16 protein-coding genes and 1 pseudogene are annotated in these 22,431 nt (G+C 59.7%); 2 read left to right on the top strand and 15 right to left on the bottom strand.

Translation table 11 applies throughout. The features are described 5' to 3' along the window. Nucleotides 1–56: 56 nt before the first annotated feature. The 4 genes from HEQ17_RS13490 to HEQ17_RS13475 are packed head-to-tail and all read right to left on the bottom strand — an operon-like array spanning nt 57 to nt 7,442. Nucleotides 57–608, bottom strand: a complete 552-nt coding sequence (locus tag HEQ17_RS13490; RefSeq protein WP_296293208.1) for a C40 family peptidase — start codon at nt 606–608, stop codon at nt 57–59. Continuing rightward, nucleotides 605–1,270, bottom strand: a complete 666-nt coding sequence (locus HEQ17_RS13485) for a response regulator (protein ID WP_296293207.1) — start codon at nt 1,268–1,270, stop codon at nt 605–607. The genes HEQ17_RS13490 and HEQ17_RS13485 overlap by 4 nt, the downstream gene beginning before the upstream one ends. Then, nucleotides 1,267–3,354 (bottom strand): sensor histidine kinase, encoded by a 2,088-nt coding sequence (locus HEQ17_RS13480; RefSeq protein ID WP_296293206.1) that lies wholly within the window; start codon nt 3,352–3,354, stop codon nt 1,267–1,269. Before HEQ17_RS13480 ends, HEQ17_RS13485 begins: the two co-directional genes overlap by 4 nt. Then, nucleotides 3,351–7,442, bottom strand: coding sequence for a YhdP family protein (locus HEQ17_RS13475; protein WP_296293205.1), 4,092 nt, complete (start codon nt 7,440–7,442; stop codon nt 3,351–3,353). The genes HEQ17_RS13480 and HEQ17_RS13475 overlap by 4 nt, the downstream gene beginning before the upstream one ends. A 43-nt stretch (nt 7,443–7,485) precedes the next feature. On the opposite strand from HEQ17_RS13475, the gene glnE reads away from it, so the two are divergent. Continuing rightward, entirely contained in the window at nt 7,486–10,242 is a 2,757-nt protein-coding gene (gene glnE / locus HEQ17_RS13470; RefSeq protein ID WP_296293204.1) for a bifunctional [glutamate--ammonia ligase]-adenylyl-L-tyrosine phosphorylase/[glutamate--ammonia-ligase] adenylyltransferase, read from the top strand. A 162-nt stretch (nt 10,243–10,404) separates the two neighbouring features. Here the strand turns inward: glnE and HEQ17_RS13465 are convergent, their stop codons facing one another. Beyond that, nucleotides 10,405–11,262 (bottom strand): DUF6671 family protein, encoded by an 858-nt coding sequence (locus tag HEQ17_RS13465; RefSeq protein ID WP_296293203.1) that lies wholly within the window; start codon nt 11,260–11,262, stop codon nt 10,405–10,407. Nucleotides 11,263–11,269: 7 nt separating this feature from the next. Next, on the bottom strand, nt 11,270–12,262 hold the full coding sequence (locus HEQ17_RS13460; protein WP_296293202.1) for a sodium-dependent bicarbonate transport family permease: 993 nt from the start codon (nt 12,260–12,262) through the stop codon (nt 11,270–11,272). 83 nt (nt 12,263–12,345) lie between these two features. Here HEQ17_RS13460 and HEQ17_RS13455 point away from each other — a divergent pair, with 83 nt between their 5' ends. Beyond that, a complete protein-coding gene (locus tag HEQ17_RS13455; RefSeq protein WP_296293201.1) occupies nt 12,346–13,254 on the top strand; it encodes a LysR family transcriptional regulator in 909 nt (302 codons plus the stop codon). Between the two features lie 23 nt (nt 13,255–13,277). Here HEQ17_RS13455 and HEQ17_RS13450 read toward each other — a convergent pair whose 3' ends face one another. The 9 genes and pseudogenes from HEQ17_RS13450 to HEQ17_RS13410 form a co-directional block, all read right to left on the bottom strand. Next, entirely contained in the window at nt 13,278–14,525 is a 1,248-nt protein-coding gene (locus HEQ17_RS13450; RefSeq protein WP_296293200.1) for an FIST N-terminal domain-containing protein, read from the bottom strand. Between the two features lie 7 nt (nt 14,526–14,532). Continuing rightward, entirely contained in the window at nt 14,533–15,414 is an 882-nt protein-coding gene (locus HEQ17_RS13445; protein ID WP_296293199.1) for a PhaM family polyhydroxyalkanoate granule multifunctional regulatory protein, read from the bottom strand. Between the two features lie 44 nt (nt 15,415–15,458). Continuing rightward, a pseudogene (locus HEQ17_RS13440) lies at nt 15,459–16,557 on the bottom strand (sulfate ABC transporter ATP-binding protein). Nucleotides 16,558–16,584: 27 nt separating this feature from the next. Next, a complete protein-coding gene (gene cysW / locus HEQ17_RS13435; protein ID WP_296293198.1) occupies nt 16,585–17,472 on the bottom strand; it encodes a sulfate ABC transporter permease subunit CysW in 888 nt (295 codons plus the stop codon). Next, the gene (cysT, locus tag HEQ17_RS13430; RefSeq protein WP_296293197.1) at nt 17,469–18,332 is read right to left on the bottom strand and encodes a sulfate ABC transporter permease subunit CysT; all 864 of its coding nucleotides are present in this window, start codon (nt 18,330–18,332) and stop codon (nt 17,469–17,471) included. The genes cysW and cysT overlap by 4 nt, the downstream gene beginning before the upstream one ends. 9 nt (nt 18,333–18,341) lie before the next feature. Continuing rightward, complete coding sequence (locus HEQ17_RS13425) at nt 18,342–19,334, bottom strand: sulfate ABC transporter substrate-binding protein (RefSeq protein ID WP_296293196.1); 993 nt, start codon at nt 19,332–19,334, stop codon at nt 18,342–18,344. A gap of 163 nt (nt 19,335–19,497) precedes the next feature. Further along, complete coding sequence (locus HEQ17_RS13420) at nt 19,498–20,487, bottom strand: sulfate ABC transporter substrate-binding protein (protein WP_296293759.1); 990 nt, start codon at nt 20,485–20,487, stop codon at nt 19,498–19,500. Between the two features lie 162 nt (nt 20,488–20,649). Continuing rightward, a complete protein-coding gene (locus HEQ17_RS13415) occupies nt 20,650–21,186 on the bottom strand; it encodes a hypothetical protein (RefSeq protein WP_296293195.1) in 537 nt (178 codons plus the stop codon). Next, on the bottom strand, nt 21,170–22,396 hold the full coding sequence (locus tag HEQ17_RS13410) for a hypothetical protein (protein WP_296293194.1): 1,227 nt from the start codon (nt 22,394–22,396) through the stop codon (nt 21,170–21,172). Before HEQ17_RS13410 ends, HEQ17_RS13415 begins: the two co-directional genes overlap by 17 nt. Between the last annotated feature and the right edge of the window lie 35 nt (nt 22,397–22,431).

The following is a 22,431-nucleotide window of genomic DNA, read 5'->3' as shown; positions in this document are numbered from 1 at the left end:
TGCTTCGAAGCCCACAGGTTCTCCTTCGGACGACACAAAAACCTAAGCACAGGCCTTCAGTCCAGCAAAGTGTGTGCCCCTTCAAAGCGTTGGGCGTAATAGCGATGATTCAGGTGATCCACGCGCACGCCCGTGCGGGGATTGCTGGCGTGAACAAAGCGCCCATCACCCACATAAACCCCCACGTGCGAGTGGCGTGCCCCAAGGGTATTGAAAAAAACCAGATCTCCGGGCAACAAGGCGGATCGCGTAATGGGCCTTGATTTGCGTCCCAGCTCGGCGGCGGTGCCTTGGACAGAGATACCACCACCTTCCCGGTAAACGTGGGCCACCAGGCCAGAACAATCAAATCCGGTCGCCGGACCCCGCCCGCCCCATCGGTAAGGTGTGTCGAGCAAAGACAAAGCAAACAAGGCCAGGTCATTGCGCACTGTGTTGTAAGGGCCGACAGGTCGGTTAAGTGGGCTGACCGGGCGCGCCACAGGTGGGGCAGCGCAGGCTGTCAAAAGCCCAGTCAGGCCGACGCCCAAAGCCATCAGCATGGCGCGCCGATGGGGTTGAGGCTGTGCTGAGGCCGAGCCGGGATGCGCGGCGTGACGCGGGATCACGACAATGCCCTCATCAGATTGGCCAGTTCCACTGCCGATTTCACGTCCATTTTGTAAAACACGCGCGCACGGTGCACCTCAACCGTGCGCACGCTGATGTCAAGTTGGTCCGCAATCAGCTTGTTGGGTATGCCCTCCACCACCAGATGCATGACAGCGCGCTCTCGATCGGTCAGCTCCATAAGCTGCGACTGCAAGCGCTGCTGCTCAGTTCGGGCGTTCAAACGTTCATGCGACAAAATCAGCGCCTGCTCCACCCGATCGACCAGGGCGTTGTCCGAGAAGGGTTTTTCACAGAAGTCAAATGCGCCCCGCTTGACGCTGTCTACAGCGGTGGGCACGTCGGCATGACCGGTCAGGAAAATCACGGGCCAAGCATGGGCGTAGCCTTTGTTCAGCAGATGTTCAAAAAGCGCCAAACCACTCATCGAAGGCATCCGCACGTCCAGCAAAATGCAGGCGGCATGCCGGGGCCCGGTGTATTCAGCCGGGGGGGCGCTACCGATGATCTGAAAATTGTTTTCCAGCATCTTCAGGAAAGACTCGGCACTTTCAAACGACTCGCTGAACAAACGTCGGGTGCGCAAAAGCCAAGCCATGCCTTCGCGAACGCTGGCATCGTCGTCCACAATGAAAACGGTGGGCGTGTCGGTGAAATTCATGTGTGGATCTTATCCAAAATGAGGGGTGTCTTGGCGGGCAAGGTAAAGCGGAAAACGGTGCCTTTGGGCATCAGCGCTTCAAACTTCAGATGGCCGCCGTGTTGTTCCACCACGGTCCGGCACAGGCTCAAACCCAGCCCCATGCCTTCGCTTTTGGTGGTGAAAAAAGGCGTGAACAGTTGCTGTGACACCGATTCGCTGATGCCTTCACCGACATCGGTCACAGAAAACTCTACCCAGGCTTGATCGGCATTGCACGCAGCGCGGCGGGCTTTGATCAGCAGCCTCCGATCGCTGCATCCTGGTTTGTCCATGGCTTGCATGCCGTTGCGTGCCAGGTTCAATAAAACCTGCTCGACCATGGTGCGGTCACAGATCACCTCCGGCAGATGTGGGTCGATCTGTGTCTGAACAATCACTTGCAATTTGCGTGCTTGCAGTTGGACCAATGGGGCCACGGCATCGAACAGTGCACGTGGCGTCAAGGGTTCGCGCGCCTGATCCCGGCGGCGCACGAAATCGTGCACGCTGTTGATCACGCGCCCGGCCCGTTCGGCTTGCTCGGCAATGCGTCGCAGTGCCATGTGCACATCATCCAGGGTTTTGGCTTTGGCTTGCGGGTCTTTGAGCAGGTTGAGCGAGCCGTTCGCATAACTCGAAATGGCGGCCAGAGGCTGGTTCAGCTCGTGGCTCAGCAGTGATGCCATTTCACCAACCGTGGCCAGGCGAGCGGTCGCCTGCAGGCGCTCTTGGCTTGATCGTGAGATTTCTTCGATGCGGCGCTGCTCGCTGATGTCAATCACGGCACCCATCCAGCCGGTTTGTTGGCCTTGCATGCTGATCAAGGGCGCTTCGATGATGAGCACCGGAAAACGTGTGCCGTCCTGTCGCATGAACACCGACTCAAAACCCTCGCGGGGCGGGACATTGCCTGCCAGCCGAATGGCTTGGCGTTGCTTGTACTCGTCCACCATCTCGGGTGGCCAATAAGGCATGGGCGCATTTCTTCCTGTGATCATGTCGGCTTCAAAGCCGACCATTTGACAAAAAGCAGGGTTGACATAGGTGATGCGCCCCCCCAGGTCGCGCGCCCGAAGGCCGGTGACCAGTGAGTCTTCCATGGCTTTGCGAAAAGCCAGGGCTTCGGCCAAGTCGCGCTCAGCTTTCAGGCGGCGGCGCGAGTCTTTGGCCAGCAAAATCATCACCGTGATCAGGGCAAAGGACATGGCTGTGACCAAGGCGGTCAAGACATTGGCAAATGGATTGGGCTCGCTGTGTCGCCCGTCCATGCGAAAAACCAGGGTGTTGCCTGGCAGGTCTACCAATTGTTGAGAAGTGAAGACCCGCAGGGATCGATTTTGACTGCCCGTAATGGCCAGACGTGTTCCATCGGGTTCGGTGAAAGAAAGTTCGTTGCGCTGCCCAAAGCTGTTGCCCAGAATCTCACTGAGCAGTTCTTGCAAACCATAGGTCACGATGGTGAAGCCGATCAAAACACCGTCTCGTGTCTGGGGCAAACACATTTTCATAACCTCAAAACCGATGCCATCGCTTTGCGGCAAAAAATAGGTGCTGGAATAGCTTGGCCCGTTGATATGGCGCGCCTTTGCACACGCCTGTGCGGTTTCGTTGAGTGAGTCGGTGCGCACGGCGCGATCAGAAATCGGTTTGCGAAAGGGGGTATCTACCTGGTTTTCGAGTTTCAGCTCGTAGTCGAGCGACTCCAGGCGCAGCCATTCCCGGTGTTCGCGCAAAAGGGCCGGAGCCTCAATGCCCCAGAAAAGATCGGCCGGTGTGTTCGATTGCAAGCCTTGCAGGCTTTGCGATTGACGGGTCATTTGACGCCGCAAATCATTCACGGCGTCTGCCGTATCGCGATCCAAATTGGCTTGCAATTGACTCGTTTCGTAACGCCCTGCCAACCAGACCAGGACGATCAACAACGCCAACACCAGGGCGATCAGGGCAAGCCACAAAGAGCCCCTGCCACGCCCGCCGGGCAAAGTCTCTTCAAAAGTGTGCCACCAGGCGGTGGCGCGTTGTTGCAGAGCTTGCAGCCGGGGCGTCAATGCGTTGGATGTCATGGGCGTTTGTCGATGCGCGTGACGCGGGGGTTGTCCCAGTTGCCGTCGATCAAGAATTCTTGGCTTGAAGCGCGCGCCAGGGGGTTTTTCAGGAGCCACTGCGCGACAAATGCGGTCAGCCCCACGGCAGGGTTCAGGGCCATGCCCGCCAACAGCGAGGTGGTGCCTGTGTCGACAAGGGGCAAAATTTTGACCCTCAGGTTTTGGGTTTCTTGGGAAAGACCGGCTTCTCCTTCCAACAAGACCAATGCGTTCACGCCCTTGATCTGCAGATTGCGTGTTTGCGCCATGCCTTTGCTGATCGTGACATCGCCTCGCAGCGAGTCAAAAGCGAAGCCCTCAGCAAAGACATCCCTGAAATCCAGCAACAATCGCCGTGGCAGCGCTTGCAGACTCAGTACACCCAGCAATTTGGCTGCGCCAGCATCTGCTTTGAGGAATTGACCGCGACCCATGCGGACTTCCATTTGACCATTCATGCTGGGGTAATCCAGGGCCAGGGGCGAGCCTTGCCAATGGATGGTTCCGGACAGTTGGCCTACACCGCCACGCAAGGCATTGGGCGTGCCCAGTCGATTCAGCAGGGCGCCCGCATCTTGGACATCCAGCACAAAGTCCATTGCGGTTTTGCGAAGGGGGCTGCCCTCATTGACGCTCGACCATCGGCCCGTGCTTTTCATCTGTGCTTCTGGCAAAAGGATGTTGAATTTTTTGAGCTGCCATTCGGACCCGGTGGCGGATCGGGTTTTGGAGGTTTCCTGGTTGATTGCTTCAATTTCGACCCGGCCCATTTGAATGCCGCGCAAGGTCAAAGCGTCCACCACGATGTCCAGAGCGGGCAGCTGTGTCGGCGGCGCTTCAAGCAGGGTTTCGACTTCTGCCAACTCTGCCGGAGGCAGGTTCAGCCGACTCAAACGGGCAAAAAGCAGCCCAGGTTGACCATTCAAAGACTGCTGGTATGTCAAATTGCCGGACATTTCCCTGGCATCAATGTTGGTGCGCCATAGGGTGCCATCGCGGGTTCCTCCGACTGTCACCTGGTGCAAACTGCGGTCACTCAAGGTCAAGGTTTGGGCCTTCAGCCCCATTCGTGTGGGCAAGTAGGTTTGCCAGACCGGGGGCGTGTCATTGCCGGGGGTGGGGCGTGGGCTCGGGCCTGTGCCCACTGCTTTGGAGTCGGGCATCAGGGCCAGCCATTCGTCAACATCCAGGCGATCCATGACCACATTTGCGCTGACCCCCGAATCGGGCAAGGCGGGCATCTGGTTGGGGGCAATGCCAACGCCCCAAATCCCACGCAAAACCGTGGGGACTTTGCCCGATAAACTGCGCACGTATTCGATGCGCGTGTTGTCTGCGAGATTGATTTGAATATGGTCTTGCGGCCCGGAACGGTCCGAGCGCGCTCGCATCCGGATGTGCAGCGCGCTGGCGCTTTTGGCAGGTTTGCCCAGGGGAGCCGGCATGTTCACGGCCAAGCCTTCGAGACTGCTTTGCACGACCAGGTCGGGCTGCCCTTCTCGCCACCCCAGGCGCGCGCTGTAGGTGGTGCTGCCTTGAGCATGCTGTGCCAACCAGTCCAGTGGATAGAACTCCTTGGCCGTTCGCAGGCCCTCGGCGCTCACGCTTCCACGGGCCTGAAACTCGACGGTGGGCGCAGGTGCTGTTTTGGAAGGTCGCATGCCCCCTTCGATGACAACGGGCCCGCCCCACAGTTGGGCCCGCATTCGCTGCACGACAAACCCCGCCTCATGAAACTGCAGTTGGCCTTGCAGTTTTTCCAGCCAAGGCGTGTCGGGGAGCAGGCGCAAATCGTTGTTGTTGAACACCACCTGACCGTGCACCCTGGATTGCGCCAGGTTGAGCAAAGGCAAACGCAATTCAAAGCGTGTTTGCATGTCGCCTCGCACTTGCGCTCCTTGCAGCGCATTGGACAGCAAGGGGCTCAGGGCTGATTGCTGAATCAGCCGCAGGACGTCGGGGGATTTGCTTTGGCTTTCTGCGCGCACCCGCAGCAGAGGCTGGTGGGTCATGTCGGCGATTTCCAACATGGGCGAGGTCAGCACCACGGCGTTGGCGCCTTCCCCAGCGCGGGTGCTGATGTCCTTGAGTCGCAAGCCCAAACGATCAAAAGTCAGTTGGCCTTGCAGCCCGTGCAAACGAGGCCAACTTGGGCTGCCTGCTGGCAGGATGGACGCTGGCACCATGTCAAAGAGGATGTCTTTGACGCTACCCGAAAAGCGAAACTCACCATCCTGGGGGTTGGCAAAAGGCAATTTCGCCAAATCACCCTTGATTTTGACGCTCACATTGTTGTAGCTGCCTTTGACCAGCGCATCCCGCAAGTAATCCCGAACCGAAGCAGGCAGGCCAAGGGGCAAATACCGATAGACCGCAGCCGCGTCGGCTTTTTCCAGGGTTCCGTCCAGCGACAGTTTGCCTGGTCCTTCGGTCAGACTTTGCCAATGCCCGCGCCATTCTCCACGCAGGTCGGCATTGGTCATTTTGAGATCCCATTGGGGGACCCGCCAACCGCCGCCCTGTGCGTTTGTCAAGCGTTCCCAGCGGACATTTGCCTGCAGGCTTTGAATCGGCACTTCTGCGGGTGACAAGATGCCCGGCAGCCACAGTGCGCTGTCGTGGCTCATTTGCACCCCGATCTGTCCGCCATCGTGACGCCAGTTCAGATTCACATCGGCACCGCGAAAACCGGGCCAATGGGCTCTCGGCTTGCCGGTGGCTGGGGTCGGGTCCGCAGCATCGGGTTGCCAACGCAGCCCCTGAATGCTGGCTTTGGCCTCGTAGGTTTCGGGCTGTGGCCAATCGCCTTGCCAGCGCAGGTGCAAGTGGCGCACCAGCCCGGCAATGTCGCGCGTCTGCAAAGCGGGGTGAACGGCAGCGGCTTGCGGCAAGCGCAATGTCAGCTCGCGCAAGGCGTGCAAGTCCAGTTGGTCTGCCTGTAAAACACCCCGTGCGGGCCGGGAGCCCACGGCCCGGGTGTAGTCCAGAGACACGTTGCCACCGGGCCAGTGCAGCCCCTCGTCGTTGACGAAGGACAGACCTTGCGTGCTGGCCAAAAACCCGTCTTCATGGATTTGAACCCCCACCCGCCCTGACAGCCGTTCAAAAGCCAGCGGCAATTCTTGCTCATTCAGGCGCGCGCGAAAGCCGACCAGACTCAGGTCGGCCACAGCGCCGCGCCATTGTCCTTGGTCAACATCGGCCCAAAGTCGAAGAACGCCTTCGCCCTGGACAGGACCCCATGTGCGTGTCCATTGCGTGGGTGCGGCTGCGCGCAATTGGGCCAAATCGGCCTGCGGGAAGAAGGCATAAGCTTGTCCCGACCAGTCCGCATGGCGGCCAGCGTGGGTGGACAAAAGTTTGCGCCTGAATTGGCCCATCAGGACAAAGCGCTCACCCCAGCCAACCGGTGGCGTGGCATCCAGGCGCACGCTGTGCTTTCGTGCAGAGTTGCGGATCACCAAGTCCACGTCCTGCAATTGCAGCGCCTTGGATGGTTCGTCCCCCTGATCGAGCGATGGGGAGGCATGCCAGCGCAGCACCCCGCCGCGAACGATGATTTCGCGTTGAGAAAACAGCCAATCGGCAGCTGCGGTGTCACCTTGCAGTGTCGATCCCCAATCCATGCCCGCCACTTGCCAATGGCCTTCAGCGGTTTGCCGGACCGCCAATTCGGGGGCGTCCAGCACCAATTGGTCCAGTTTCAAACCCATGGCCGATTGCAGGCTCAAGGCGATGAGCACCTTGGGCAAACGCAAACCCGAGCGACCCTGTTCGTCGAGCAATTCAATGTCACGCAATTCAAAAGAGGGCACCCATCCGGTACTTTGAGCAGACAAACTGCCAATGCGCACGGGTACACCCAATGATTGCCGGGCAAGGCGTTCGAGCCCGGGGCGAAACTCATCGATTCGCGGCACAATCCAAAAATGCAAGCTTGCCCAAGCCAAAGCCAGCATCAGACCGGCGATCAGCAACCCCCATGCAAACAGCCAAACCAGTCTGTCCAGCCACTGCTGCAGACGGGGTTTGCTGGAGGGTAAATCGGGTGGATGTGGCACAAACATACAAATGAGAAAGTCAGCAGGAATTATGACCCGCAGTCGATCGATGCAAAGCTCAGCCCCTGCAAAGCCCCCGCAAGTGCTTGACGCCCCGGCTGTGGGCGACACCGCTGTGCACCTGTATGCCCGCTTTGTTCAGCGTTTGCACCGCCGTTATGCTGATTTTTTGCCATTGATGGCCCCAGGAATACCGACCCGTGAGACCCTGCATCTGGCATTTCAAGCCCTGACAGCGGCCCATTTGAACACCAGTGCGGCGCTGAGGGTCTTGCGCCAACTTACCCTGGAGCGCCTGGCACACCTCGACTGCTCGGGTCGGCTGGCCCTTGACCAGGTGACCCAAAGCATGACCTGGCTGGCCGAAGTCACACTCGACATTGCCTGGCAGCAAGTCATGGCCGATCTGGATGCTTTGCATGGCGCACCCACCCAAGCCAGCGGCCAGCGCGCTGAGATGTGGATCGTGGGCATGGGCAAGCTGGGTGCGCGCGAGCTGAACGTGTCGAGCGACATCGATTTGATTTATGTCTATGACGAAGACGGCGAGACGCTGGGCAACAGCGAAGGCCGCAACAAAGTGTCGTGTCAGGAGTACTTCACCCGCGCCGTCAAGCGCATGTACGCGCTGATGGGTGACACCACCGAACACGGCTTTGTGTTCCGGGTCGATTTGGCGCTGCGCCCCAACGGCAACTCGGGGCCCAGCGTGGTCTCGCTGGGCGCGTTGGAAGAGTATTTGCTGGTGCAGGGGCGCGAATGGGAACGTTTTGCCTGGATGAAAAGCCGCGTGGTCGCGCCCCGCACGGCCATGCTCAATGGTTCGGCCCAGGCGCTGCGGGCGGTGGTGCTGCCCTTTGTGTTTCGCCGTTACCTCGATTACAACGTGTTCGAGTCGCTGCGCACGCTGCACCAGCAAATCCGCGACCATGCTGCCAAGCGCAGCGCAGGCCATCCGGAACGTGCCAACGATGTGAAGCTGTCACGCGGGGGCATCCGCGAGATCGAGTTCACGGTGCAATTGCTCCAAGTGGTGCGCGGTGGGCAGTTTCCTGAATTGCGCACCCGCCCCACCCTGGACGCCTTGCAGCGCGTGGCCAAAGCCGGCCTCATGCCGCAGGCCACCGCCGACGCCCTGAGCGCGGCCTATGTGTTCTTGCGTCAGGTAGAGCACCGCATCCAGTACCTGGACGACCAGCAAACCCATGTGCTGCCCACCCGCGACGATGATTTGGCCTGGATCGCGCAGACGCTGGGGCATGCCAGCACGTGCAGCTTCTTGAGCGCGCTGGACGCGCACCGTGAAGTCGTGGCGCAGGAGTTCGACACCTTGCTCGGCGGCGACCGAGATTGCAAAACCTGCAACGGCAAAAATGGCAAGAGCGGCCATGGCCGCGAACACGCCGAGTTGGAGTCGGTGCTCAGCGATTTCATAGGCCCGGTGCGCGTTCGACTGGCCCAGTGGGTTGACAACCCGCGCGTGCTGGCCTTGCGCGATGACGCGCGTGGGCGGCTGATGCGTTTGCTCCAGCGCACCGCCCAGTGGCTGGGCGAAGGCCGCATCAGCGAAGTGGCCGTGCTGCGCATGGCCGACTGGATCGAGCCCTTGCTGCGCCGCGAAAGTTACTTGGCCCTGATGCTGGAGCGTCCTTCGGTTTACGAACGCCTGTTGCGTTTGCTTGGCGCGGCCAAGTGGCCTGCACGGTATTTGTTGCAGCATCCGGGCGTGATCGACGAGCTGGCCGGGGGCAACTTGTTTGACACCCGCTTTGACGCTGCCGAGTTTGAAGCGGAGCTCCAAGCGCGGCGGGCCGCCCTGCAGCGCACGGGCGAAGACGACGAAGAAAGCCTGATGAACCTGCTGCGTCGCGCCCACCACGCCGAGCAGTTCCGAACCTTGGCCCGCGATGTGGAAGGCGTGCTCACGGTGGAGCAAGTGGCCGACGACCTGAGCGCCCTGGCGGATGCGGTGTTGCGCGTGACGGCCCGCTGGTGCTGGGACCGCCTGAAAAACCGCCACCGCGACGAACCAGCGATGGCCATCATCGGCTACGGCAAATTGGGTGGCAAAGAATTGGGCTATGGCAGCGACCTGGACATCGTGTTTGTGTATGACGACGAAGATGAACGCGCCCAGGAAATCTATGCCAGCTACGTGCGCAAAATGATCAACTGGATGACGGTCAAAACCGCCGAAGGTGATGTGTACGAAATCGATACCGCCCTGCGCCCCAACGGCAACTCGGGTCTGCTGGTCACCCGCTTTGAAGCCTATGCCGACTACCAGCAACAACGCGGCAGCAACACCGCTTGGACCTGGGAGCACCAGGCCATGACGCGCGCCCGTTTTGTCATGGGCTGGCCCAGCCTGGCCCCCCGCTTTGACGCCGTGCGCCACGCCGTCATCAGCGCCCCGCGCGACGCGGTCAGCCTCAAAGCCGAAATCGTGGCCATGCGCGAGCGCGTGCGACAGGGTCACCCGGTCAAGACCAATCGTTTTGATGTGAAACACAGCCCGGGCGGCATGGTGGATGCCGAATTTGCAGTCCAATACCTGGTGTTGCTGCATACCGCCGCCCACCCAGAGCTGGCTGACAACGTGGGCAACATTGCCTTGCTGCAACGGGCTGAAAAAGCAGGCTTGCTGCCCTTGGGCATGGGTGAGTCGTCAGCCAACGCTTATCGGGAAATGAGGCGAATCCAGCACCATGCCCGCCTGAACGAAGAGCCCACCGATGTTCCCATGAACCAAGCGATTGAGGAGCGTGAAGCCCTATTGATGCTCTGGCGACGGGTCATGGGATGATCAACGCCCTGCTTTTGGGGCTTGGCCTTTGCGAGTGACCACCGTGGCCCCCAAAACCAGCAGGCTATTAGTCAATGGGTCTTGCCGGTTTGGGCGCAGCGCCAAGGAGGCCGGGGGCACATGCGCCCGGTTCGGGCAGCCCCCTGACAGACCGAGCCATATTCAGGGGTTGCAAAAATCGCAGCGGCTGGGGTCGGCCCAGGGCGGCGTCGGTGTGGCGCGTTGTTCCTCGTGCTGGCATTGCGTGCAGTGCCAAATCTCGCCAATGGGCAGGCGCGTCTTCTGACCACAGACCCGGCACGGCAGCCCTGCAACACGCGACTTGACCCAGAACCCTGGACTTTGGCACTGTGGGCATTGGGACTGCAGTTTGCGAATCAAGTCGTCGCAGGCTTGGCGGATGAGGTCTTGTCGTGTGGGGTTGCAAAATGCCCGCAGGTCGTTTTCCACGAAAACCCTGCCACTGCTCGAACGGCCCTGAACTTGCACAAAGGCCTGCAGCAGCGAGGGCTCATCTTGGATGTTTTTGATGATGTCGGGGTGGTCCTGATGGTCGGGCCGCAGCACCAGATGATGCGCGGGAAATCTGGCTTGTTGGGCAAATGCCATCAACTCGTCCAGACTGTTGACGCATCTGTGCAGGCTTTGTGCTGGGCCTTGCGCGAGTCCGGTGACTTCAAGATTCTGGCTGGGGTCTAACCAGAGTAACAGCTCGGTGTTCCAGGGCATGAAACCCCCAAAGGGGTCTGACCCGAATGAGCCTTCGCTGGCGATGCCGACCGGGGCACCGGTCAAGGCCATGCCAAGTTTGGCTTTGCGTCGGGCTGCATCAAGTTGTGAGCCCGGGCGGGCGACTTCACGGGTGAAGGTGCCCAGTTGGTCGGTGTTGTAAGCATCGGTGTGAACCAGCTCACAACCCAAAGCCGCAGCCAAAGGCCCCCGTACCAGATCTTGTTTGCCGTGTTGCGTGAGAAACGCCACGCGGCGTGCTTGAACTGCGTTCCGATCGGTGCTGTCCATGCAAGCCTCACATCAGAACCCGCTGGGCAATCGCCACATAAACGGGAATTCCGAACACAATGTTCAAAGGGAAGGTGATGCCCAGGCTCAGACCGAAATACAGCGAAGGGTTCGCTTCGGGCAGCGCATAGCGCAGCACAGCCGGCACCGCAATATAGGATGCACTTGCAGCCAGCACCATGAGCAGGGCACCATTGCCAGCAGACAAATTCAGCACAAATGCCAAGCCCAAAGCCAATGCGGCATGGCTCAGCGGGCCGATCACGGCATAGGCAATCAAAACCGGAGACTTGCCTTTGACCTGCGGCAGATTGCGCGCGGCCATCAAACCCATGTCCAGCAAGAAGAAGGCCAGCATGCCCTTGAACAGGTCTACCGAGAAGGGCTGCATCGCCGCTTTGCCGGCATCGCCCGTGACCATGCCAATTGCCATGGCCCCCAAGAGCAGCAGTTGTGCCCCGTCTGTGAAGGACTCGTGCAGGATCTTGCCCACCGATACACCGGCTTTGGGGGCAGCCTCACCTGCGTTGGAGATCAATGCGCCTTTGGCTGCCTTTTGTCGCAGCGAGTTGGCAAATACCACCGCCAAGATGATGGCAGGAGACTCCATCAAAGCCATGGCAGCGGCCATGTGACCGCCGTAAGCGATATCCTGGTTTTCCAGGTACTGCACTGCCGTTACAAAAGTCACCGCACTTACAGAGCCATAAGTGGCCGCCACCGCAGCCGCATCAAAGCCAGACACGAAGCGCCGCAAGATGGCATAGCCCATCAGGGGGATGAGGGTCGCCAGTGCCACGGCTGCCACCAGGCTCACCCCCACACTGGCGGTCAGACCCGACTGGGACAGCGCGAAGCCGCCCTTCAGACCCAGGGCCATCAACAGGTACAAGGACAGAAAGCGGGAAATGGCAGGGGGGATTTCAAGGTTGGACTTGACGGTGCCAGCCAGTACACCAAAGATGAAAAAGAGGATGGCGGGATCGATCAGATTTTGCATTCGTTATTCCTTCAAGTGATCATAGAAATTTGTTTCAATCTTGTAAAATCGATTCTTCAATATGCATGTATAGGTCAAATTCAATGAATGTGACTTTCCGCCAGTTGCGTTTGTTCCTGGCTTTGGCTGAAACCGGCAGCGTGAGTGCAGCGGCCAAAGTGATGCATGTGACCCAACCGACCGCCTCCATGCAACTCAAGGAATTGAGCTTGTCGGTGGGGCTGGCTTTGTATGAAGTGATCGGTAAAAAGATTTACCTGACCGATGCAGGCAAAGAGTTGGCTGTCACAGGCCGCGCCATGGCGCAAACCTGGGATGCCTTTGAGCAAAACGTTGATGCCGCCAAGGGTTTGTCGCGGGGCAAGTTGCGCGTGGCAGTGGTCAGCACGGCCAATTACTTCATGCCGCATCTGATCGGCAGTTTTTGCAACAAGCATCCGGCCATTGATGTATCGCTGGAAATCCTCAACCGCGACGGGGTGGTGCAACGATTGCGTGAAAACCTCGACGACCTTTACATCATGTCGATGCCCCCCAAAGACATGGATTTGGGGGATGAGGCCTTCATGCCCAATCCGATTGTGGTGATAGCGCCCAGCTCAGACCCTTTGGCCAAGCGTGCCCAGGTGCCTTTGCACGAATTGGCGCAGCGTCGCTTCATCGTTCGCGAAAAAGGCTCGGGCACCCGCATGGCGGCTGATCAATACTTCCGAAAAATGAAATTTCGCCCGGACGTGCGTCTGGAGTTGGGCAGCAATGAAGCCGTCAAGGAGTCGGTGGCCGGTGGTTTGGGTTTGGGGGTGGTGTCGCGCCATGCCTTGCACGGGCTAAAAAAGGAAAACGGCGTGAGTGTGATCGACATGAAGGGTTTTCCCGTTTCATCGGCTTGGCACATCGTTTATCCGGCCAGCAAAAGGCTATCGCCTCTGGCGCAGGCCTTCAAGAAGCACATGATCCACGAGGTTGGGCGGCGCAAATGGCCGCAGGCTTGAGGGTCGGTGCAGGTGGCTGACGTTCAATCTGTGGTGAAGACCGTCAACACCCCGGTGTAGCCATACAGTTGCTGTCGCCCGATCTCGCCGGCCGCAAAAAAGCCCACCAAGGGCACGTCTCCCAGCGCGTGCCGAATGATCTGCAATTCGGCATTTGGACCACCAAAGTGCGGACCGCCGCGACCTGTGCAACTCACATAGACCGCACCAGCGATGCGCTGGCCCGCTGGGGGCATGGTGGGCGATGGGTCATCGCTCAAGGCGTTGATGGCCTCGATGGAGAGTGACTCCGGCTCGAGCTCTTCGCGAATCTCGGCACACACGCGCACCAAGTCGGCACGCGCTGCCTGCACATCCCTGCGACAAAAAGCCAGGCGCATACCCGCTTGCAGGTGTTCAGCAATGGCCACACCGTGGCGCAGCGGGTCCAGGCCAATGATGTGGCGCACGCGCACATCGTGACCCAGGTGGCCTGTGCGTCCCACCCCCGATTGCCCAGCCGCGCTCAGCCCAACCAGGGTCGAGCGCACCACTGCGATGGCCTTTTGGGGCTCGCTCAGGCTGATGCCCAAATCGGCCAGCATCACATCGAGTGCAGGTTCGCCCGCCAGTTGCAGCACCACATGGCCTTCGGCTTGGGTGATTTCGCGCTCGGGTGCGATGGGCTGGCAGCCTTGCGTGACCCGGGACAACAGCTTTACTTGGGGTGAAAAGGCGACGCCGCTCAAGCCCCCTTCGAGCACACCACCGTGCGCCATGGGGTCACCTGCATCATCGGCCCGCACCGCAAATTGCATGCTGCGCGAACGGCTGGCGCTGAGGCCACCAAACAAATAGCCTTGCCGGGTGCGCGCTGCCATCTCGCCGATCAATTCGGTCAACTCGGGCGTGTGGGGGTCGGCGTGCACCAAGGCGGCATTGGCCCAGTCCGCGGGCAAGGGGGACACCCCGGAAAACACCCGGTATTGCTCGGGTGCCAGGTCGCACAGCATGAGTGCCATCGCGGGTTCGTCAAAGTACTCGGCGTTGTTCACAGCCACGCCAATGCCAACGGTGCCCGCCCAGTCGGTCACTCCTGGCAAGCCCTGACGCAGATGGACGAGCAAGTCTTGTGCGTCTGGTGCGAAATGGTCGGTGATGTACAGCAGCCCCAGACGAGGTTGGCTCGCGTAGTCCGGCAAAGCCATTTGAGACTGCAACTGGGCCAGCACGAGGGCTGCCGCCATGCGCCACTGTGGGTGCGTGGCATGGCCACAGGGAAACAACTTCATAGATAACTTATTTCAAAGCGGTTTTTCGCGTGGCCTGATTGGCCGACTTGATGGCTGGCTGTTTGCCCGGGACGGTCTTGGCGGCTTGGGTGGTTTTGGTGCCCACAGCGGGTCTTGTGGGTTTCGCAGATGCGATCTTCGCGCTGAGGCCCCGGCGTGGGCTTTGACTTGTGTCCGATGCTGCGTTGGGTTTGCGGGCGGCTTTGCCTTGTTTGCTGGTCGCAGTCTTGGGGGGCTTGGCGCTGGCCGTCTTTTTCGCCTTGGCGTTGGAGGCGCTCATGCCAGCTTTCATGGCCTCGCCAGCCACATCCTTCAAAGCGGCGGAGGCAATGGTCTGAAACTGCTGTGTCAACGCGCCCCACCATTGCATCGGGTCCACGGCAGGCTGACTCGCCGATTCGGCGGTCTTGGCTTCGCGGGTCTGGCTGGTTTCTTCCGCTGGCGCTTCGCTTGGCGTGGGCTCTTGTGTGGCCGCTTCTGGCGAAGGCTTGGGGCTGAACAGCGAAGACTTGGATGCGCTGGCGGTGTCGGCGGGTGCGGCTGGTGCAGGCTCACTGACCGGGGGCTTGGCTGTGAACGCCTTGGCCAAATCGGCCATGTTGACGTTCATGCTTTGCAAGGTGGTCAAGGTCATTTTTTGCACCTCCATGGCCTGGATGGTGGCTTTGAGTGCGGTGGTGTTTTGCTCCAACCAAAACAGCACCGACTTCAATTCTTGGATGCGTTTGTCGATGTCTTCGATGCTCAGCGTGGGCGCGACCCAGCTGGCCATGCCGGGGATGCCAGCAGCCGCTGTGGGCTGGGCGGCCGATGCGGTTTTGGACAGGTTTTGTAAAAAATCAAAACCCGGTACGAATTGGCCAAAGCCGAAGGCAGAAGGTTCGCTCATGGCAGATCCTTGAAAGTGATCTGCAAAGCTTAACCCAAGAGACTTCAGCCCTCCACAAACACCCGTGCCTTGCGCGGTGTCAAGACCAAAGTCTCCCCTTCCTTGAAGTCTTGCTGGCGGTATTGCGATGCCGACAACTGCGCTTCGATCACCGCATCCTTGCCAAACATGCCCGCCTCCACCGGCTCCAACTCCAGCCGTGCCACAGGCCCCACCACGATGGCACGGGTCAGCTTGGCCACGATGCCGGTGTGGGCGGTGCCCGATGTGTAACGCGTCACATCCAGGTCGTGCGGGCGCACATAGGCAAAGGCTTTGGCGTCTTGCACTTGGCCGTGCTCGGGGCTTTCCAGGCGGATGGCGTGTTGGTCGGCGCCAATCAGCATCTCGCCTTCGTGGGCGCGGCCATGGAACAGGTTCACATCGCCCAAAAAGCCATACACAAATGGGCTGGCCGGGTGGTCCCACACCTGTTGGGGCGAGCCGATCTGTTCGATGTTGCCCTTGTTCATCAGCACCACGCGGTCGGCCACCTCCAGGGCTTCTTCCTGGTCGTGCGTGACAAAGATGCTGGTCACATGCAACTCGTCGTGCAGGCGGCGCAACCAGCGGCGCAGCTCCTTGCGCACCTTGGCGTCCAGCGCGCCAAAGGGCTCGTCCAGCAGCAGCACCTTGGGCTCGACCGGCCAGCGCGCGGGCCAGCTGCAATGCGTTGGCGCTTGACCGCCCGACAACTGCGAGGGGTAGCGGTCGGCCAGCCAATCGAGTTGCACCAAACCCAAGAGCTCATGCACCTTGCGTTTGATTTCAGGATTCGCTCGGACGCTGATTGCGCGGCTTGACGCGCAGGCCAAAGGCCACGTTTTCGAACACCGTCATGTGGCGGAACAGCGCGTAGTGCTGGAACACAAAACCCACCTGGCGCTCGCGCACATGCACATGGGTGGTGTCTTCGCCACTGAAGGCGATCGTGCCCTGGTCGGCCGTCTCCAACCCCGCGATGATGCGCAGCAGCGTGGTTTTGCCGCAGCCCGATGGCCCCAGCAAGGCGACGAGTTCGCCCGACTCGATGTCGAGGCTGACGTTGTTCAGCGCGGTGAAGTCACCAAACTGTTTGTGGACGTTGCGGATTTCGATGCTCATGTTTCTAACCAGAATCTCAAGGGGATGTCAGTGGGATGGCTGCTCAGGCGGGGTGTTGGCCGAGGCTTGCATTTCTTGGGCGTGACGCCATTCAATAAAGGACTTGATGGCCAGGGTGACCAGGGCCAGCAAAGCCAGCAGCGATGCCACGGCAAAAGCAGCCACCGACTGGTATTCGTTGTAGAGGATCTCCACATGCAAAGGCATGGTGTTGGTCTGCCCCCGGATGTGGCCCGACACCACCGACACCGCACCGAACTCGCCCATGGCGCGTGCGTTGCACAAGATGACGCCGTACAACAGGCCCCATTTGATGTTGGGCAAAGTGACCCGCCAAAAGGTTTGCCAACCCGTGGCACCCAACACGATGGCCGCCTGCTCTTCTTCGCTGCCTTGAGCTTGCATGAGCGGAATCAACTCGCGTGCAATGAAGGGAAAGGTGACAAACACGGTGGCCAAGATGATGCCCGGCACCGCGAACACGATCTTGATGTCGTTGGCTTGCAACCAAGGGCCAAACCAGCCATGGGCCCCAAACACCAGCACATAGACCAAGCCTGCCACCACGGGCGACACCGAAAACGGCAAGTCCACCAACGTGGTCAACAGCGACTTGCCCTTGAACTCGTACTTGGCAATGGCCCAGGCCGCCGCCACGCCAAACACCAAATTGAGCGGCACCGCCACGGCCGCCACGATCAGCGTCAGGCGAATCGCAGACCAGGCATCGGGCTCCTTGAGCGCCTCCAGATAAGCATCCAGACCTTTGCGCAGGGCTTCGGTGAACACCGCCGCCAAGGGCAAGACCAAAAACAAAAACATGAACAACAGCGCCAGGCCAATCAGGCTGCGGCGAATCCAGCGGGCCTCGGTGGTGCCTGCCTGGACTTTGTTGGCGGTGAGGGATGGGCTCATGACGAAGCTCCCGAACGGCGGCGTTGCCAGGTTTGCAAAGCGTTGATGACCAAGAGCAACATGAACGAGATGACCAACATCACCAAGGCCACCGCTGTGGCACCCGCGTAGTCGTATTGCTCCAGCTTGCCGATGATGATCAGCGGCGTGATCTCGGACACCATGGGCATGTTGCCGGCGATGAAAATGACCGAGCCGTACTCACCAATGGCCCGCGCAAAAGCCATGGCAAAGCCGGTCAGTAACGCAGGCGCAATGCTCGGGAAAATGACTCGGCTGAAGGTTTGCCAGCGCGTGGCGCCCAGGCAAGTGGCCGCTTCTTCGAGTTCTTTTTCGGTGTCTTCCAGCACCGGCTGCACCGTGCGCACCACAAAGGGCAAGCCAATGAAGATGAGTGCAATCACCACCCCGTTGGGGTTGAAGGCCAGCTGAATGCCCCAAGGCTCCAGGAACTGGCCAACCCAGCCATTGCCCGCCAGCAAAGCCGTCAGCGAAATGCCCGCCACTGCGGTGGGCAGCGCAAAGGGCAAATCGACCAAGGCATCGACGATCTTTTTGCCAAAGAAGTCATAACGCACCAGCACCCAGGCCACCAGCAGGCCAAAAAACACATTGACCAATGCGGCGATCAGCGACGCGCCAAAGGTCAGCCGGTAAGACGCCATCACGCGCGGGCTCGTCACGGCCACCCAGAACTGGTCCCAGCTCAGGGTGAAGGTTTTGAAGACCAGGGCTGAGAGCGGAATCAGCACGATCAAGCACAGGTAAAACAGGGTGAAGCCGAGGGTCAGGTTGAACCCGGGCAACACCCTGGCGGGCACCCACCGTTTGGCAGGCGCCGCGATGGGCAATGCGGTCATGGCGGGAACTTATTTGACGGTGTAAATCTTGTCGAACTGGCCGCCGTCGTTGAAGTGCACCCGCTGCGCTTCGGCAAAGGAGCCAAACACTTCGTCTACCGTGAAAAGCTGCAAAGGCTTGAAGGTTTGGGCGTGCTTTCTGAGCACAGCCTGCGAACGTGGACGCAGCGCGTGCTTGGCCGCGATCTCTTGGGCCTCTTCAGAGTACAGGTAATCCAGGTAGGCCTTGGCCACGGCGCCCGTGCCTTTTTTGGCCACCGTGCGCTCCACCACCGCCACCGGGTTTTCTGCCACGATGCTGATGGACGGGTGAATCGCATCCACCTTGCCCGCACCAAATTCGCGGTCCACCGAGACCACTTCGGACTCGAAGGTCACCAGCACATCGCCGATGTTGCGCTGCAAGAAGATGGTGGTCGCATCGCGCCCGCCCTTGGCCAACACCGGCACGTTTTTGTAGAGATTGCCCACGAACTCGGCAGCCTGCGCATCACTTGCGCCCTTTTTCTTGGCGTAGCCCCAAGCCGCCATATAGGCCATGCGGCCGTTGCCACCGGTTTTGGGGTTGACCACGATCACCTGGATGCCGGGCTTGATCAGGTCGTCCCAGTCCTTGATGTTCTTGGGGTTGCCGTTGCGCGTGAGGAACAACATGGTCGAGGTGGTGGGCGCTGCGTTGTGGGCAAAGCGCTTGCTCCAGTCTTTGGCCACGATGCCGGTGCTGGCCAAAAATTCCACATCGGTGGTCGTGTTCATGGTCACCACATCGGCGTCCAGACCGTCGTTGACCGCACGCGCCTGCGCGCTGGAGCCGCCATGGGCCTGGTCGATCTTGATGTCCTTGCCGGTCGTCTTTTTGTAGTGCGCCACAAAAGCGGCGTTGTAGTCCTTGTAGAACTCGCGCGCCACGTCGTACGAGGCGTTGAGCAAGTTTTGAGCGCTGGCGGCAAAGCCGGTCAAGGCCAGGGTGGTGGCCAATGCGATGTGGGTGAGTTTTTTCATGGTGATCCGGTCTGATGAATGCCAGACATGGCAGGTTTTGAGGGGCTTGGCTGATCCTTGGGACCCAAGTTCATCCAGTCATGGCCGCGATTGTGGGAGCGCCTCTTTAAATCTCAAACGAATCATTTGTAGTTTGCTTATGTCAATATTTGCCTATAGACGTTCATGGGCGGGCGTAAATCAGGTCGAAGATGCCGCCATCGGCAAAGTGTTCTTTGCCCACTTGCTCCCAGCTGCCAAAGGCTTTTTCCAAGGTGAACAGCTGCATTTTGGACAGCTTGGCGGCGTACTTGGCCAAGAATTTTTCATGGCGGGGGCGGTAAAAATGCTTGCCCGCCAACTCTTGCGCCTCATCGCTGTAGAGGTATTCCAGATAAGCCTGTGCCACGGCGCGTGTGCCTTTGCGGTCGACGTTTTTGTCGACCAAAGCCACAGGCGGCTCGGCCAGGATCGACAGCGAGGGGTAGACGATGTCCACCCGGTTGCCAAATTCTTTCTCCAGCAGGTGCGCCTCGTTTTCCCAAGAAATGAACACATCGCCTTGGTTGCGCTGCGCAAAAGTCACCGACGAGCCGCGTGCCCCGGTGTCCAGCACCGGCACGTTTTTGTAGAGATTGGCCACAAAGGCTTGGGCCCTGGCATCGCTGCCGTATTGGCGTTTGGCGAACTCCCAGGCGGCCAAATAATTCCAGCGCGCACCGCCCGAAGTTTTGGGGTTGGGGGTGATGACCTTGATGTCTGGGCGCACCAAATCATCCCAATCCTTGACGCCCTTGGGGTTGCCCGCGCGCACCACCAGCACGATGGTGGAGGTGTAGGGCGAGCTGTTGTGCGGCAAACGCTTTTGCCAGTCTTTGGGAATGAGCTTGCCGTTGGTATGCAGGGCATCCACATCACCCGCCAGAGCCAGCGTGACCACATCGGCATCGTTGCCATCGATCACCGAGCGGGCCTGCTTGCCAGAGCCACCGTGTGACTGCCGGATCGACACGTCCTGCCCCGTCTTGGCTTTCCAGTGCTTGGCAAAGGCCTGGTTGAATTCGACGTACAGCTCACGGGTTGGGTCATACGACACGTTGAGCAAAGACACCGGGGCTTGCGCCTGCGCGGACCCAACGGCCAATGCGAGCGCCAAGCTGGCCAGCAGGCCCATGAAACGGTTTTTGTTATTCATTTGAATCACTCCAGAAATGCACATCAAAAATCTGATGGGCAGAATTTTGGAAGTGAGTTTGCAAAACGCAAACGACTGTTTGGCTATGTGTTCATGAGGGAAAAATCTATCGTTGGATCGGCATGAACGGCATGAACAGGATCAGCGTGTTGTCAGCCAACGGCTGAGCATCTCCGCAGAGGGCGGGCCAATCACCCGTTGGGTTTGACCTTTGCTGTCCACCAGCACCAGATAGGGCGTGACGTTGGGCCAGTTGGGGTCGACCGCTTGTCGGATGGCGGGCTCGAAACCGTCAAAGGCGTACATGCGCGACAAACCCTTGAGGTGCGAGGCATGGCGCAAGGCCTGTGGCCCCGTCACATCCATCATCACCGCGTTCAAAGGCGGTGGGTTGGCTCGGTTCTGCACCGCGTCATGCAGCACCGCAAACGCAGCGGGGCAAGTACTGCAATACGAGGTGGTGAACAGGTAGGCCGAAGGCCTTGGGCCTTGCGCCAGCAACTGCACCCAGGTTTTTTCGTCAAACGGCAACACGCTGCGCACGGTGGCGCCCGCCTTGTGGTTCGTCCCGTGGTGTGCGTGTGCCGAGGTATTGGCCGAGGGCTGAGCCATCGCCTGCAAAGCAAAGCAAGCACCGAACAAGGCAAAGGCTGCGGCGGATTTAAAAAGCGATGTCATGGACTTGTGTCTCCTGCGTGGTGCGCCAAACCACCACCATCTTGCTGCCGCTTTGGGCCAAGCGGGGGTGGTCGTTGTGACCTGTTGTTTGGCTCAGGGTTTTGAGCTTGAAGCTTTGCCCTCCGTCTTGCGACAACCAAGCTTTGAGCGTGGTCACTGCCCCATCGCTGCTGCGCCAGACCACGGCCACGTTGGCGCCATGCGCCATCACATCGGCGTGTTCGGCGCGTGGGTCGGGCAAGACTTGCTCTGACTTGGGCTGGGGTTCTCCGCGTGGATTCAATCGGGCGTAACGCACAGCGGCCAAGTCCTGTCCGTTGACTTTTCGGATGCCAAACCAGACGGTGTGGTACCCGTTGAATGCAGCCGTGGCATCGGTGGCCAAGCCAGGGCCATGGTGTGGACAGGCGTTGATTTGCCAGCCGTCGTATGTGCTGCGGGTGATGCGGTTGGCAGGCTCGCCCACCGTGGCAAAGGCGTGGTCGCGTGTGTTGCCCTCAAACACATGGCGCCAGGTTGCCTGCATCGTGCCCTGTGGGCTGCGGGCCAAGCCAATGCGGCAGCACTCGCAAGAGTGGTCAGCCACTTTGGTGTCTGGGCCAAAAGTCTGACCACCGTCCTTGGACGCATTGCGGTAGATGGCGGCACCGGCATAGGCTTGCGCAGAGCCTTTGGGGGGTTGATCGCGTTTGTCGATCCACAGCGTGTGCAAGACGCCATCGCCATCAAAGGCGATTGCATCAAATCGGTGGGTGATTTCCTGTCGGTCTTGATGCACCGTGAAGGGCGCACTGAAAGTGGCTCCGCCATCGTTGCTTCGCAGCATGCGGATAAAACCCGTGAAGCGTTTGGCCAAAGGCATGGTGTAGCTGATCACCGCCCAACCGTTCGGGCCAAAAGCAATTTTGGGACGGCTTTCGCCATCGGCCGCAATCGGGTCTTTGCCCGTGTCCAGAATGCGCGCCGGGCTCCACTGCAAAGTGCCACCCAAGGGTGTGCTTTGCACAAACAGCTGCGCCTCTGCATTGAGACCCACCACCCACAAACGACCATCGGGCGCGATGGCCGTGCCTGTGGCCAGTTGGGGGCGCTGGTGGCGTCCATGACCGGCAGCTTGGCTCTTCTCCTGGGCCATGGCGGGTGAAATCAGGCTGTGCATGAACAGGGTCAATGCCAAAAGCCATGGGTGCAAACGTGTGGGGTTCAACATGAAAATTCAGCCTTGATCAATGACAAAAAAAATGA

Origin of the sequence: Limnohabitans sp. (genome assembly GCF_023910625.1) — a bacterium.
Classification (GTDB): Bacteria; Pseudomonadota; Gammaproteobacteria; order Burkholderiales; family Burkholderiaceae_C; genus Limnohabitans_A.
Note: the sequence above shows the minus strand (reverse complement) of the source record. Positions and strands in the feature narration are given on the sequence as shown.